14 protein-coding genes are annotated in these 14,202 nt (G+C 45.6%); 11 read left to right on the top strand and 3 right to left on the bottom strand.

The window, feature by feature from the left end; all coding sequences use genetic code 11:
* Window positions 1-11: 11 nt before the first annotated feature.
* Window positions 12-1,676, bottom strand: coding sequence for a methyl-accepting chemotaxis protein (locus SULKU_RS15245; RefSeq protein WP_013458943.1), 1,665 nt, complete (start codon window positions 1,674-1,676; stop codon window positions 12-14).
* A 119-nt stretch (window positions 1,677-1,795) separates the two neighbouring features.
* On the opposite strand from SULKU_RS15245, the gene rpsU reads away from it, so the two are divergent.
* The 3 genes from rpsU (at window position 1,796) to SULKU_RS00365 (ending at window position 4,347) form a co-directional block, all read left to right on the top strand.
* Window positions 1,796-2,008: a 30S ribosomal protein S21 gene (gene rpsU / locus SULKU_RS00375; protein ID WP_013458942.1), complete on the top strand. Its 213-nt coding sequence runs from the start codon at window positions 1,796-1,798 to the stop codon at window positions 2,006-2,008.
* Between the two features lie 111 nt (window positions 2,009-2,119).
* Entirely contained in the window at window positions 2,120-3,283 is a 1,164-nt protein-coding gene (gene purT, locus SULKU_RS00370; RefSeq protein ID WP_013458941.1) for a formate-dependent phosphoribosylglycinamide formyltransferase, read from the top strand.
* 134 nt (window positions 3,284-3,417) lie between these two features.
* Entirely contained in the window at window positions 3,418-4,347 is a 930-nt protein-coding gene (locus tag SULKU_RS00365; protein ID WP_013458940.1) for a D-2-hydroxyacid dehydrogenase, read from the top strand.
* Here SULKU_RS00365 and SULKU_RS00360 read toward each other — a convergent pair.
* On the bottom strand, window positions 4,325-5,230 hold the full coding sequence (locus tag SULKU_RS00360) for an AEC family transporter (RefSeq protein WP_013458939.1): 906 nt from the start codon (window positions 5,228-5,230) through the stop codon (window positions 4,325-4,327). The two genes, SULKU_RS00365 and SULKU_RS00360, sit on opposite strands and share 23 nt — an antisense overlap.
* A gap of 128 nt (window positions 5,231-5,358) precedes the next feature.
* On the opposite strand from SULKU_RS00360, the gene SULKU_RS00355 reads away from it, so the two are divergent.
* From SULKU_RS00355 to SULKU_RS00325, 8 genes are all read left to right on the top strand, one after another.
* Window positions 5,359-5,616, top strand: a complete 258-nt coding sequence (locus SULKU_RS00355; RefSeq protein WP_013458938.1) for a hypothetical protein — start codon at window positions 5,359-5,361, stop codon at window positions 5,614-5,616.
* A gap of 165 nt (window positions 5,617-5,781) precedes the next feature.
* The gene (locus SULKU_RS00350) at window positions 5,782-7,383 is read left to right on the top strand and encodes an FAD-dependent oxidoreductase (protein ID WP_013458937.1); all 1,602 of its coding nucleotides are present in this window, start codon (window positions 5,782-5,784) and stop codon (window positions 7,381-7,383) included.
* Window positions 7,380-7,517 (top strand): hypothetical protein, encoded by a 138-nt coding sequence (locus SULKU_RS14955; protein ID WP_172633592.1) that lies wholly within the window; start codon window positions 7,380-7,382, stop codon window positions 7,515-7,517. Before SULKU_RS00350 ends, SULKU_RS14955 begins: the two co-directional genes overlap by 4 nt.
* Window positions 7,517-8,218: a succinate dehydrogenase/fumarate reductase iron-sulfur subunit gene (locus SULKU_RS00345; RefSeq protein ID WP_013458935.1), complete on the top strand. Its 702-nt coding sequence runs from the start codon at window positions 7,517-7,519 to the stop codon at window positions 8,216-8,218. Before SULKU_RS14955 ends, SULKU_RS00345 begins: the two co-directional genes overlap by 1 nt.
* Before the next feature lie 54 nt (window positions 8,219-8,272).
* Complete coding sequence (locus SULKU_RS00340; protein ID WP_013458934.1) at window positions 8,273-8,770, top strand: YajQ family cyclic di-GMP-binding protein; 498 nt, start codon at window positions 8,273-8,275, stop codon at window positions 8,768-8,770.
* A 9-nt stretch (window positions 8,771-8,779) separates the two neighbouring features.
* Window positions 8,780-9,733 (top strand): HD-GYP domain-containing protein, encoded by a 954-nt coding sequence (locus SULKU_RS00335; RefSeq protein ID WP_013458933.1) that lies wholly within the window; start codon window positions 8,780-8,782, stop codon window positions 9,731-9,733.
* The gene (locus SULKU_RS00330; protein ID WP_013458932.1) at window positions 9,730-10,353 is read left to right on the top strand and encodes a hypothetical protein; all 624 of its coding nucleotides are present in this window, start codon (window positions 9,730-9,732) and stop codon (window positions 10,351-10,353) included. The genes SULKU_RS00335 and SULKU_RS00330 overlap by 4 nt, the downstream gene beginning before the upstream one ends.
* Before the next feature lie 60 nt (window positions 10,354-10,413).
* A complete protein-coding gene (locus SULKU_RS00325; RefSeq protein WP_041666697.1) occupies window positions 10,414-11,364 on the top strand; it encodes an HD-GYP domain-containing protein in 951 nt (316 codons plus the stop codon).
* Here SULKU_RS00325 and SULKU_RS00320 read toward each other — a convergent pair.
* Window positions 11,350-14,172 carry a helicase-related protein gene (locus SULKU_RS00320; RefSeq protein ID WP_013458930.1) on the bottom strand — a complete coding sequence of 941 codons (2,823 nt, stop codon included), beginning with the start codon at window positions 14,170-14,172 and terminating at the stop codon, window positions 11,350-11,352. The two genes, SULKU_RS00325 and SULKU_RS00320, sit on opposite strands and share 15 nt — an antisense overlap.
* Window positions 14,173-14,202 lie beyond the last annotated feature (30 nt).

Below are 14,202 nucleotides of genomic sequence, written 5' to 3'. Positions count from 1 at the left end.
ACGGGGCTTTATTAATGTGTCTTAAATTGCCCTAACTGCGTATAAAGTGCATTAGCCGACGAGGCGATTTGGGAAACGATATCGGAGAGTTCTCGCATGGAGGTATCGTTAGCCGATGAAATGGTCCCGAGTTTTTCCATTTGAACCAGCATGGAGTTGATGTGGTTTGCAATGGTTTGGGAATTTGTAACGCTTTGTTTTGTCAGCATGTTGGTATTTTCCATCGCACTGACGGTTTCATTTATATCTTTATCCACCCTCTGTGAGATCATAGTGAGGTTTTGCATCGCTTTGGCGTTTAGATGCATCTGTTCGGTTGCGTCGGCAATGCTCTGGACAATAACATTAATCGTAGCATTGATTTCGGTCAAACTTTTTTGCGTCCGTTCGGCCAGTTTTCGCACCTCATCAGAGACGACGGCGAACCCTCTTCCGTGTTCTCCCGCACGTGCCGCTTCGATCGCGGCGTTGAGTGCGAGAAGATTGGTTTGCTCGGCAATATCGCCGATGACGGAGAGGATTTTTTGGACTTGAGAGGCCTCCCCGTTTAGTTGATCGAGTTTGCTGCTGAGTTCTGTTTCAAGCTCTGTACTGTGAGAAATGGTATCCAAAAGGGTGGATAGTTCCTGCCGTCCGTGGTGCAGCAGTCCGACGGCATTGTTCATATTTTCCAGAGTCACCGTGAAATTTTCTACCCCTTCATTGACGATCGTTTGGATTGAGTGGGCCTGATCCGATGTCGTCTGCGTGATGGAATTGCTCTCATGAACACGGCTTTTAATATGGGTATTGATAGTATCAAGTGTTTGCGCAGAGCTTAAATTTGCGGATGCAATCTCTTTCGCATGAGAGATGGAATGCTCAATTTCTCCCACGAAGCGGTTTAAGCAGCTCATCATGCTTCCCGTTTCGTCACGGGTAAATCCGCTAAACGATTTTGTCAGATTAAATAGATCAGTTTTGAGATTGTCGGTCAGATTTTTTACCGGGCGGGTGACCTGTGCTACCAAAAGAGCGATATTGACAGCGGAGATGACGATTCCTATCACGGCGACAATACTGTTTTTAATTAAAAGGGTAGATAAATCGAGCCCCGGTATCGAATAGAGCAAAATCGTATTGAGCAAGACGAGCAAAATAATATTTCCCAAAACGGTTGTAAATATGGCCAGAACCATTTTTCTTCCGAAAGAGACAAAAGGATATTTTTCACTCAGCGGAACGCTAACTACCCACTCTTCGAGACGGATAACGAATAAAATAAAAACCGGGATGATAAATAACAGCAGCAGCGGAAGGACGGCGGCTTCCGCAAGGCCGAACCGCTCAAGGGAAATAAACGATTTCCCGCTTAGAACTACTGCAGGCCCTATCGACGTATAAAGAAGCTGGCCGATTAAAAACCAATACGGGAGTTTGGAAACGATTGCGGCGGCTTCCTCACTCCTGTTCGGATTTTTCATAAGGGTTTCGATCCGTATAAGGGCATGGTTGAATCCGAAAATCATGGCGCTTGTCGCAACCGCCATATAAAGAGCCATAGGAATTGAAAAAAGGATTGAAATCAATTCGTCCACACTAAACAGATGTGAAAATGCCAATAATAAAATCCATACGACAGGAGGTATCATCATACCGATAAAAACCAGCCACATCAATGTTTTTCGGGGATGCATTGAAGACTCCGTAATATTTTTAATACCGAAATAATAGCTTGATTCAGATAAAAAGCTCATTTCGGTGAAAAGTATGGTAGAATTCCAATTCAAAATTTTAATAGAAAGTAGGTGATTGCATGCCTGGTATCATTCTAAGACAAGATGATAATTTTGATGCTGCTTACCGCCGTTTCAAAAAACAAACAGATCGTAATCTGATTGTTACTGAAGCTCGTGCTCGTCGTAACCACGTTACAGAGACCGAAAAGCGTAAACAATTCAAAATCAGCGCTCGCAAGAAGATGTTAAAACGTCTCTATATGATGCGACGTTACGAATCTCGCCTGTAATTTTAAGCGCAATAGCGCTTAAAATTACACCTCTTATTATCCTCCTGTAACAAAACCTTTACGAACCCTATGATAAACTTCGTGTAAATATCTCTGCACAAGGCTGTATTCATGCTCTTTAGCGCACCTCTTAAAAATAATTCCAAAAAAATCATGTTGTTAGGCTCCGGCGAACTCGGTAAAGAAGTGGCAATAGAAGCACAGCGTCTGGGAATCGAGGTCATTGCGGTCGACCGTTACAATCATGCACCTGCTCATCTCGTTGCCAATCGCTCTCATGTGGTGAACATGCAGGATAAAGAAGCGGTATTAAAGCTTATCCGCAAAGAGAAACCCGACTATATTCTCCCTGAGATCGAAGCGATCAGTATCGATGCGTTGTTCGCCGCCGAAGCGGAAGGATTTTGCGTTATCCCGAATGCCGAAGCGGTGAATAAAACAATGAACCGAAAAAATATCCGCCGTTTTGCCGCCGAAGATCTCGGGCTAAAAACAAGCCGTTATCATTTTGTGAGTACCTATGAGGATATGTGCGCTTCGGCGGAAGATGTCGGGTTCCCGTGTGTTATCAAACCGGTGATGAGTTCTTCGGGGCATGGGCAAAGTATCGCTAGAACGCGTGAGGATTTAGCCGCGTCATGGGAGATTGCCAAAGAAGCTCGCGGCGATGCAAGCGAGCTAATCGTTGAAGAGTTTATCCGTTTTGATTACGAAATCACACTTCTGACGGCACGTAACGGAGTGGAGACGGTATTTTGCGAACCGATCGGTCATATCCAAAAAGACGGCGATTACATCTACAGTTGGCAGCCGATGGAGATGTCCAAAAAAGCGCTCAAACGCTCTCAAAAAATAGCGAAAGCGATTACCGACGGATTGGGCGGCAAAGGGCTTTTCGGTGTTGAGCTGTTTGTGGCGGGAGATGAGGTTTATTTCAGCGAAGTGAGCCCGCGTCCGCATGACACAGGGATGGTAACATTGATCACCCAAAGCCAAAGCGAATTTGCACTGCATGTACGCGCAGTGCTTGGATTGCCGCTCGGATTTACCTTTTACGGTGACGGTGCGAGTGCGGCGTTTAAATCGGTAGTCGAGTCGACAGAACCGGTTGTCGATGTGGCCGATGAAGTGTTTGATGATAACAGTTTCGTCCGTGTATTCGGAAAACCTGAAGCACATGTCGGGCGACGGATGGCGGTTGTACTCGTATTTGACAAAGTAAATAAAGCGATGAAAAAAGCGAAAAAATTGATTAAGAAGATTAAAGACGCTTAATGTACTTTTCTGTTTAGCCAGAAAAGTATCAAAAGAGCATACCGTGATCCAAGAACGCTCGTTCCTCTCGGCACTACTGCCTCCGGAACGGCTCTGGGTATTGGATCATGGAAATTTATAGACAAAGTGAATGAATGAAAATAGTAATCCTTGATGCACTAACGTATAGTGATACCTCGTTAGAGGGTTTTGAATCTCTGGGCGATGTGGCTGTTTATCAGACGACATTTTCCGATGAGACGACGGAGCGTGTTTGCGATGCGGAGGTGATCGTGACAAACAAGGTAGTGATTAACGATGCCGTGATGGAAAGTGCTCCGAACCTAAAACTCATCTGTGTGGCGGCGACGGGGACAAATAATATCGATCATGAAGCTGCCAAACGGCGGGGAATAGCAGTTAAAAACGTTGCGGGATATTCGACCGATGCGGTCGTGCAGCATACGTTTTCAATGCTTTTTTATCTGATGGGGCATTCTCGTTATTATGATGAATACGTAAAAAGCGGCGCATGGCAGCGCGAAGCGGTATTTGCCCATATTGGGCCCTCATTTAGCGAACTGCGCGGTAAAACGTGGGGGATTATCGGATTGGGCGAAATAGGGCGCGGCGTGGCGCGTGTAGCTCAGGCATTCGGTGCTAACGTCTGTTATTATTCAACGTCGGGCAAAAACGATAACGGCGAGTATGAAAAAACGACCCTCAGCCGTTTGATCGAGAACAGTGATGTGATTTCGATCCATGCGCCGCTCAATGCCTCGACGGAGAATCTGATTTCCCATTCGGAACTGTTGCAGATGAAAGACGGTGCCGTGCTCCTCAATCTCGGACGCGGCGGTATCGTCGATGAAGATGCCCTGTCGGTTATCATCGATGTGAAACCGATCTTCGTCGGATTGGATGTATTGGCGAAAGAGCCGATGAAAACATCACATCCTCTTTTATCTGTCAAACATCCTGAACGGCTCTATATTACTCCTCATATCGCATGGACATCGCGCGAAGCACGAGAACGTCTTATCGCCTCGACGATCGAAAATATCAAAACATTCGTAAAAGCGTAGGCAATATCAGCGCAATCCCCAAAAATACGACTGACGTTGTAAACACCTCCACCGTAACGGTGCGGGGAGAACAATGATAGAGTGAAGCCAAATTAACATTGGCGACGGCCAGCGGGACAATCAATTCCAAAAACAAAATCCCTTTGACCACCGGCTCCATATCAACATAGTGCAGTACACCAAAAGCGATTAACGGTATCAGGATAAATTTTGTACCGTTTACCCACGCCGTGAGACGGAGATTGATCTCTCCCAATTTGATCCCGTACAGATAGATACCGAACAATACAAGCTGCATCGTCATCGAGGCATACGCTCCCATCATCAGCGTTTTATCGACGGCCGGGCTTGGGACATATCCGACGAGATTGAGGGCAATGGCGATCATGGCAGCCCAAAGAACGGGAAGTTTGAGGATATTGAGCAGCGAATCGCGGACGCTGAATTCTCCGCGCGAATAATAAAACACCCCGATAGTGTAGACGACAAATACGTTGACGAGATTGATAAGGGTAAGAAACGGGACGCTCATCTCACCGAAAAGTGCTATTCCCAGCGGAATGCCGAGATTCCCCGTATTGCCGATCAATGCCGCTACGGTAGCGATGGAACGCTCTTTTGGATTATGAAAAAGCATTTTAGCCAGAGGAATCATTAACAGCAGAGCCAAAAGGGTAATTGCCAGATACAAAGAGGGGGCAAAGAGGAGTTCCGTATCGATCGGACGTTTGAGAAGTCCCCAAAAGGTGAGAAAAATCTGTAAAAAATAGACACTGAGCAAGGTGATGGTGCGGTCGTCGATTTTCTCTTTGAACGCCCATTTGGCACCGAATCCGACAGCAATAAAGAGGTAGATGCCCAGAATGGAAAATAAAGTTTGCATAGTCTTTTTTTGGTGTGTATTGTAGCGAAAAAATGGATGAGAGAATTTTGAATCATTGATGATAATTAAGATTTTTTTATAGTTGTGAGCGTTACAATTTAGTCATATCAATAGGTAGAAGGGGTCTCATGAAAAAGTTTTTTTGTGTTTTGTTATTGGTCGGTTTTATTGGAGCATCTGCAAATGATGCTTTAAAAGCAGAAGTTGCGGCATGGCTTCAGGGCTTAGATGGGGGTGCGCAAAAGGCAAAGTATGACTCTCTTTCTCCTGAGAAACAAGCTGCTTTGGATAAATTTTTTGAAGAGTGCAGAGCAGATGTAGCTAGCGGAAAATCGCCAAAAGGGACGTGCAAACCTCTTTTTTTGGAAAAGCTAAAAGCACTTTAGGGTTCGGATTTTTCCGAACCCAATTCTATAAACAATTCTGTCATACTACTTTACTTAAAAAAAATTTCTTCTTTTTCATTAGATGAACTCCTAAAATCCGTTTTGGTACAATCCTTGCGAATAAAGATTGCATTTGTATTATGAGAGCAATCAAAAAGGTTTTGTATGTCAAAAGTATTGATCGTCGGCAGCGGCGGAGCAGGCTTGGTAAGCGCTCTTTCCGCAACAGAAAGCGGAGCAAAGGTAATTGTCGCTTCGAAAACACTCCCTACCAGATCGCAAACCTCTATGGCACAGGGGGGGATGAATGCGGTATTTGGCTCTGAGGATTCGATTGAAAACCATATCGCCGATACCCTTCGTTCTTCTGCAGGCTTGGGGGAAGAAGGGCGGATCGCATTGATGTGCGAGAAGGCTCCCGAAGCGGTTCGCTGGTGCAACACAATAGGTTTGCCGTTTAGCCGTGATGAAAAAGGGGAGATCGCTCGTCGCACTTTAGGCGGTGCATCGGCTCCGCGGGCTTGTTATGCGCAAGACTATACGGGATTGAAACTCCTCCACACCCTTTATGATCAATGTCTCAAAGCGGGAATCGAATTTAGAAATGACCGCTTTTTATTGAACCTCATCGTAGATCAGGAGACTAACCGGGCGTTAGGGGCAACGTTTTTGCATATCGAAACGGGCGAGGTCGAAGAGATTCGTGCCGACGCCGTTATTCTCGCGACGGGAGGATATGGTGCGTTATACGGCAAACACTCGACTAATTCGGTTCAAGCGACGGGTGATGGGCTGGCGGCGGCTGTACGTGCCGGAGCTCGTTTGGCCGATATGGAATTTATTCAGTTCCATCCTACCGCTCTTAAAAACTCTTCTATTTTGATTTCTGAGAGTGCTCGGGGCGCGGGGGGATATTTGGTGGATTCGGAAGGGGAGCGTTTTACCGATGAACTGGCACCGCGCGATGTCGTAGCACGCGCTATCCATGATGAGATGGCTAAAAGCGGAGCCGTCTATCTCGATATTCGCCATCTCGGGGAGGATTTTATTAATCATGAACTTCCTCAAGAACGAAAGCTGGCACAGATTTATGAGGGGATCGATCCGGTACACGAACTGATCCCGATCAAACCGTCTGCCCATTACAGCATGGGGGGGATCGAGGTCAATGAGAAGTGTATGACAAGCGTAAGCGCTCTGTTTGCCGTCGGCGAATGTGCCAATCATAAAACACACGGAGCGAACCGTTTGGGAGGGAACTCTTTATTGGAACTCGTTGTTTTTGGACGCGAATGTGGCAAGAATGCGGCTGAGTACGGGGCTCTTCACCCCGCTCCTGTTTTGGAAAATATGCAGTTAGCGAAAGATACCAACTTCGTCCGAGGTGTCATGTATTTTACAAACCAGATCGACTTTTACCAAAAGCAGGAAATGCTCGCTAACATCTTCTATAACAACGTCGGACTCGTACGGGATGATATGGGGCTTAAAGCGGTGCTCGGAGCGATCCGGCAGATGCAAAAAGAACTCCCGTTTATGGGACCGCGGGACAAGTCGAAAGTCTGCAATACTAATTTGGTCGAATTTATCGAATTCGGAAACAAAATCGAATTGGCGGAGATTATCGTCGTCAGTGCGATCAGCCGTGTCGAGAGCCGGGGAGCGCATTATCGACTCGACGCGCCGGAACGCAACGACCGGATGTTCGGGGCTCATACAATCACATGGAAAGAGGATGGAGTGCTATGCGCGGATTTTATACAATGAATGAAGATATTTCTGTGTTAGGCGATGATAAAACATGGAATGATGAAAAAGAGAGCGACTGGAACGGCCGATGCGAAGATGTCAGCGAGGAAGACGATGACGAAGAAGATGAAGAAAGAGAGTGGTGTGATTGATGAATATTTCGATAAAGCGTTCAAATAACGATGAAGTTCAAATCTATAACGTCGAGTTAGAAAATACCACGCTTCTTGCGGTTTTGAACTATATTAAAACCAAAATCGATCCAACATTGACCTATTCTCACGGATGCCGCAGCGGCGTATGCGGAAGCTGTGCCGTACGGGTAAACGGACGTGAGCAACTGATGTGCGAGTATAAACCAAAGGACGGAGACGTAATTGAGCCGATACGAAATACCCGTGTCATCCGTGATCTGGTTGTGGATACCGCGTTTGTAGAACGTTTTAACCAGGCAGGAGAAGCATGGATCGGATCTGCGAGAGAAGAGAATATAAGCGTTGAAGAGATGGAGCGGATTGAGACGCAAAGCGACTGTATTCTCTGTACGTCGTGTTTTAGTGCCTGCCCCGTATATGCCGTGAACCCCGACTTCATAGGGCCGTTTGCCCTAACACGGGTATGGCGTTATGTGAACGATCCGCGCGAGGGGGATAGCAGTGCAAAAATCGCAGCCGTCCAAACCAACGGCATCTGGGACTGTACTCTCTGCGGCGAGTGTGTCCCGGTGTGTCCGCAGGGGATCGCTCCGAAACAGGATATTTCGATGCTGCGAACCAAAAGTGCGATGGCGGGATATTCCGATCCGAATATGAGTTTTGGCGGAGGATTGGATTTTGGTTCACCGATGTTTTAGTTTTAAAGTGTGTTATACTAATGTTATAAAATATAATTGTTTTAGGACGTTAGTATGGCATCAGAACACTCTCTTGATATCTCCGCAAAAATTGATCTGCAAGCGTTTAAAGACGCGATCGCCCAAGCCGAAAAAGAGGTAATCGGGCGTTATGATTTCAAAGGGATCACTTATGAAATCAATTACCGTGAAAAAGAAAAACAACTCATCCTCCTCGCTTCCAGCGATAACAAACTCGATGCTCTTAAAGATATAGTGATCGGAAAACTGATCAAACGGGGTCTTTCATCCAAAGCTCTTAATGAACTAAAAACCGAAGACGCCAGCGGCGGAGCCCGCAAAGCGACCTATAAGATTGTCGATACGATCGATGCCAAAGAGGCGAAAAAGATTGTCGCTGAGATCAAAAACCTCAAGACCAAAGCAACAGCGCAGATTGAGGGGGAACATATCCGCGTCAAGTCCAAACAGATCGATGAGCTTCAAAAGATCATGGCCGCTATTAAAGGTATGGAGTGGGAAGCCCCTCTCGTATTTGATAACTTTAGATAAGAGTTTTAAATGAAGCAAAAAAAGTACAAGCGAATCGATAAACGGCTGATTACCGAAGGATCGCAAATCGACTTTAATCTTTTTTTGACCAATGAAACAAAAACTCATATGACCCTTTTTTTACAAAGCGACAGTGCGGTAGACGGAAATGCAAAAGTACGGCTTCGCGAAATCGAAACACTGTATATCTCCGAAGAAGAAGAGGACCGATACAAAGTATTTGTCGATAAGCAGCTCCAAAGTATTGCACGAAACAGGGAAATTTCGACAGAACAAAAAGCTCGATTGGTTTATGAAAAAGCGACCGAAGCGATAGATTCGATGTTTAAAAATCCCGAATCGCTGGAGAATGTTAAAAACGTTCAACCGGTTGTCAACAGCTTTATCGAAATCATACTGAATGACAGCAGTGCCGTTGAATCGTTGATGAAGATTACGGCACATGATTACTATACCCATACCCATTCCATTAACGTCAGTATCTATACGCTTAGTCTCGGTGCATTTTTGGGGATCAGCGGAAAAGAGTTGGAAGTGCTGGGAATGGCGGCAGTTTTGCACGATTTAGGGAAAAGTAAAGTGGATTATGAGATTATCAACAAAAACGGTAAACTCACCGATGAGGAGTTCGCTCAAATGAAACATCATCCGTCGCTCGGTCATGAGATTGCATTGGCTCTGGGTATCACGGATGAACGTATTTTGACCGGTATCCGTCATCATCATGAAAAGATCGAGGGAGGCGGCTATCCCGATAACCTTAAAGGAGATCAGATCAGCCAATTTGCCCGAATAATCGGTACGTGTGATGTTTTTGACGCCCTATCGACCAAGCGCTCGTACAAAGATCCGATGACCTCTTTTGAATCATTGCAATTGATGAAACAACAGATGGTAGGTCATTTGGATATGGATATCGTGAATTCATTTATCAAAATGTTACACAAGCAAGGAAAATCATGAAAAAAATGACAATTGCCGATGCGGCGGAATATTTCAACGTTTCTAAAGAAGCGATCCACAACCGTATACGCCGCGGAAGTTTGGATTGTATTGTGGACAACGGGGTTAAATATGTTGCTGTCGAATCGGCGAAGAGCGGCACTTCAACAACAGTTGCGAGTGATGCACGATATACTCAGTATATTGAGCAGGAGAATGAACGGCTCCGTGAAAAAGTAGATGTTCTTGAGAAAGAGACCAATCGCTTACGGGATCAGCGGGAGCAAATGCTAATTGATGAGCGGATTAAAGTCGAGCAGATATACAAAGAGCGGGATGCCCAGTTACGCAGCGTTTTGCATGTTGTAGCGACAAAATTCCTTGCCCATGCTTCCGTTGATGCCGTTATGGAAGAAGCGAAAGGTGTAGATGCCATTAATGCCGATGTTGTAGAGGGGAATGAAGAAGAGTGGGTTTCGCTCAAATCTTTTTTAAAGCTCAAACGCTACAGCGATAAAGAGAAGAAAAAAATAAAAAACCGGTTTGAAGCATTGAGGGAAAATGACATACGGCTCACTGTACGTGAGGGGAAAATTTTTTTAAACCCTTCCGAATACGATTATTCGGATTTGCTGCGTTAGACAACTATGGACGTCAGAAAAGTACGCATTGTTCGACGGCATGATGAAAGACCAAATATCATGTACGTAGAGATTGAAAAATGGCTTTTGGACATCGGTGACGTACTGGAGTTTGATCTCTTCATGGCAGAGGGAAAACTCACGGAAAAAACCTTATTGTTGTCAAAGCACATCCCTATCAATTCGGATATAAAAATAGAAATTGATAGCCGGCATGCAATCTATGTTCGTCAATCCGATCTTGAGGCATACAATATTTTTGTCGATAAAATCGCGCAGGCGGTTGCACGAAACGAACATATTCCTGTTATAAAAAAAGCAGCCATAATTTATCGTCAGGCATCGGTTATTTTGGACGAAATGTTTGAAAATCCCGAAGAGCTTGAAAATGTCCCTAAAACCAAAAAAGTAGTCAATACATTCGTCAATACGATTTTCAGCGATACGCATGCAATCGAATCGATGATTAAAATTACCGCGTACGATTACTATACCCATACCCATTCGATTAACGTTTGCATCTATTCTCTGAGTCTTGGATCGTATTTGGAACTAAATTCCATAACCCTTCAGGAACTTGGGATGTCAGCCTTGCTTCATGATTTGGGAAAAAGCAGAGTCGATCCGAAAATAACGAACAAAAAAGGGCGGTTGACTGAGGATGAATTTGATGAAATGAAACATCATCCTCTCTATGGCCATACAATCGCTTTAAAAATAGGAATTCGCGATAATCGGATTTTAGACGGGATTCGCCACCATCATGAAAAACTTGACGGGAGCGGCTATCCCGACGGGCTTATGGGAAACAGCATAACGCTTTTTGCCCGTATTATTGCAGTCTGTGATGTATTTGACGCCCTTTCTACACAACGTTCCTATAAAGAGAGGATGAGTTCCTACGATACGCTGCTGTTAATGAAAAAAACGATGCAGCATCATCTGGATATGGTGCTGGTTGACTCATTTATCAAAATGCAGCAGCATAGTGATGCTCTAACGGCGCTTTGAAGAGTACTTTTTCTCTGCAGGATTAGAGCGTGCTTGTTGAGCTTTGGAACGGTTCAGGTTATTAAAACAGCTTTGACAAATCGAAAATTCAGCATTCGGTGCGAGTGGTTTTCCGCAGGTTTTACAGCGGGGGACAAAATGGCTTTGTTGAAGAGAATTTTCGATAAATCGGTTGAGTTCTCCCCGAAATGTCCGCGCTTTCTCCGCATCAACAAAAAATTCTCCCAAACGATATGAAAGCCATAAATAGAGACTGATCTCTTTGATCCGATCTTCCGCTTCTTGAAGCTCTTCCATCGATAGTGCATGAAGTCCCAAACGCTGCGGGGGAATATAGGCGATCGGTTTTTTCTGCTCTAGTGCCCTGACATAGCGTTCAAATGCCGCCATAACCAAAGGCGATGAGGTTGAAAGGGGTGCGGTCGCAAGGGTGTATTTGGTCCGCATATCCAGATCGTAGCGGTCTACGATAGCGGAAGCTTCCTGCATCGATTCGAGATTCGCTGCACGGAACGGCCCTTCGAATTTCATGTTCCGGACAAAGAAATCGACGATATTTGAGAGAGATTTTTCTTCCAAAATATTGGAAACGAGCATGATGTGATCAAAGTTGGCCATCACGTTAAACGGCAATACAATCGGTTCGATCGCTTTGGTAAAAAGGGAACTGATCGTTTTAAGAACATCGGCGGTGAGAGCCCCGACATATCCCTTCTCACTCAGTCCGTAGCGCCCTGCCCTGCCCGAAATCTGCCGCACTTCGGTAGCGGTGAGATTGCGCTGGTTCTGGCCGTCAAATTTGTCCGCTTTGGAAAACAGCAGTGTTTTGATCGGCAAATTCAGCCCCATGCTGATCGCATCGGTGGCGACTAGAATATCAGTCTCACCCTCGCGGAAACGGCGCGCCTCTTCCCGGCGTACTTCAGGGCTAAGATTTCCGTAGATAACACTGGTCCGATACGTTTTTGAAAGCTGCTGTTTCAAACGAAGAGCGTTGGAACGGGTAAACGCGATAACGGCGGTTTTCGGCTCAATCGCGGTGATCGGCGTCGGTGATTTCAAAAGTTCCAATGGATTTTTACGTTCGAATTCGATTATCTCCAGCGGCTCGCCCAGATATTCGGCCAATGCGATAATCGCCTCTTTTGCATTCGGTGATCCCGTCATGATGACGGTTTTGGCAGGGGCACCGATAATAGCATTCGCCCATGCCCATCCGCGGTCCCGGTCATCGATCATCTGAACCTCATCGATAACGCAGCAGTCGACTTCGCTCTCAAAACTGAGCATCTCGATGGTGGAGCTGATGTGGGTTGCGTCTTCATCGAGGAGCTGTTCTTCTCCGGTAATCAACGATGCACTGACCCCCTGTTCTCTAAGGTTCTCATATCCCTCCAGCGCTAACAAACGCAATGGGGCAAGATAGTATCCCGTCCCCGCCTTTTTCAGCTGCTGAAACGCCGTATAGGTTTTACCGCTGTTCGTCGGTCCCGTGTGGAAAATAAGGCGTCGTCGAAGCGAGCGTGCCAGAGGGAAAAGGTTTTTAAAATCGCGAACCGTTCGGGCAAGGAGCGCTTGGCGCTGACGTTTGAGCAGTTCCCCCGCAATTCGCTGATCATAGGCGAACAGTACCCGTCGAGAGGTTTTAGAACTGATATGCGGCGTCAGAGTAAGATAAGGGAGCAATAGTTCATACACGATCTCATAAAGCGATTCGTCATCGATCTCTAAAAGTTTTGAGCGGGTGCGGCACTCTTCGACGAGGTGCTCAAGTTCTTGCAAAAAAATCCGCTCTTCCTGAATACTTTGTTCTTCTACCATCGTTGTAATGGTAAGCTCTTCTTCATTCCAGATTTGTCGGCTCAGCTCATGAATATCCAAATGAAGCGACAGCGTATATTCCAGCGGTTCGATCCGATGCGGCAGATGAAGCTGTTTGTCAATCTCAACAATCAAATCATCGTTAGTAACCGAGGTAAGAGGAGTGTGCAGATGTCGCGCCAAAACATCGCGTAAAATCTCTACACTGAGGGTACCGTAGGTTTGTGTAGAGGGGGGAGCACTTTTAAGCGAAGCGATAATTTGCTCTTTGGTTAGATAGCGGTGATCGGATAAATTAAGCGAGGATAAAAACAGATTGGTTTGTTCCTGTTTTTGAGTTGTTAGTGCCGTTTTTAGTTCGGTAATCTCCGGAACCAATACCTCGATGCTCTCTTCATGGAGCCGTTTTTCATTCAGCGGAGCGGTTTTAAGGATATGAATTTTCGTAAATATTTCGGTATCGATGTGATAAGTGATCGAAGCATAATACTCCAGTGAATCGTCGAAATTGAATTTTCCCTCTAACGCTTTTTCGAGCTGCTCGCGCTTTCGTGTATAGCGGATGTGCTCCAACTTGGAGGCTATTTTCTCGGGGGTAATTTTTCGGGTACGTATATCGATAAACGAAGCATGCAATGCCCGGCGCTCTTCGGGTGTGATGTCAAAACCTTCCAGCATCTCGTTGATTTTTTCTTCCCGCTCGTGCGGTTTCTCTTTGGGTTTCGGATTGGGGTAGATTTTCCCCTCGTGTTTGAAAAAAGAGACGATCATCTCACGATTGTCGCTCTCCCCTTCCGACCATATGCGACGAAACGTTTTGATTAAACCGGTTTTATCGGTCGTTCCGTTAAATACGCCCAGCGTATGGGCCAGGGCAACGAGCACATCGGTCGGAACCCGTTCTATCCCTTCGTCAAATCCTTCATCACCGAAAAAATGGCGGATGGATTGATTGAGTTTGATCATTTTTTTCTTTTTCTTTGCCATAGCGTAAGTGTAGCCTAAAATCCTAAGGCT

It is taken from the genome of Sulfuricurvum kujiense DSM 16994, assembly GCF_000183725.1.
Classification (GTDB): Bacteria; Campylobacterota; Campylobacteria; order Campylobacterales; family Sulfurimonadaceae; genus Sulfuricurvum; species Sulfuricurvum kujiense.
This window is presented reverse-complemented; position numbering and strand designations above follow the sequence as displayed.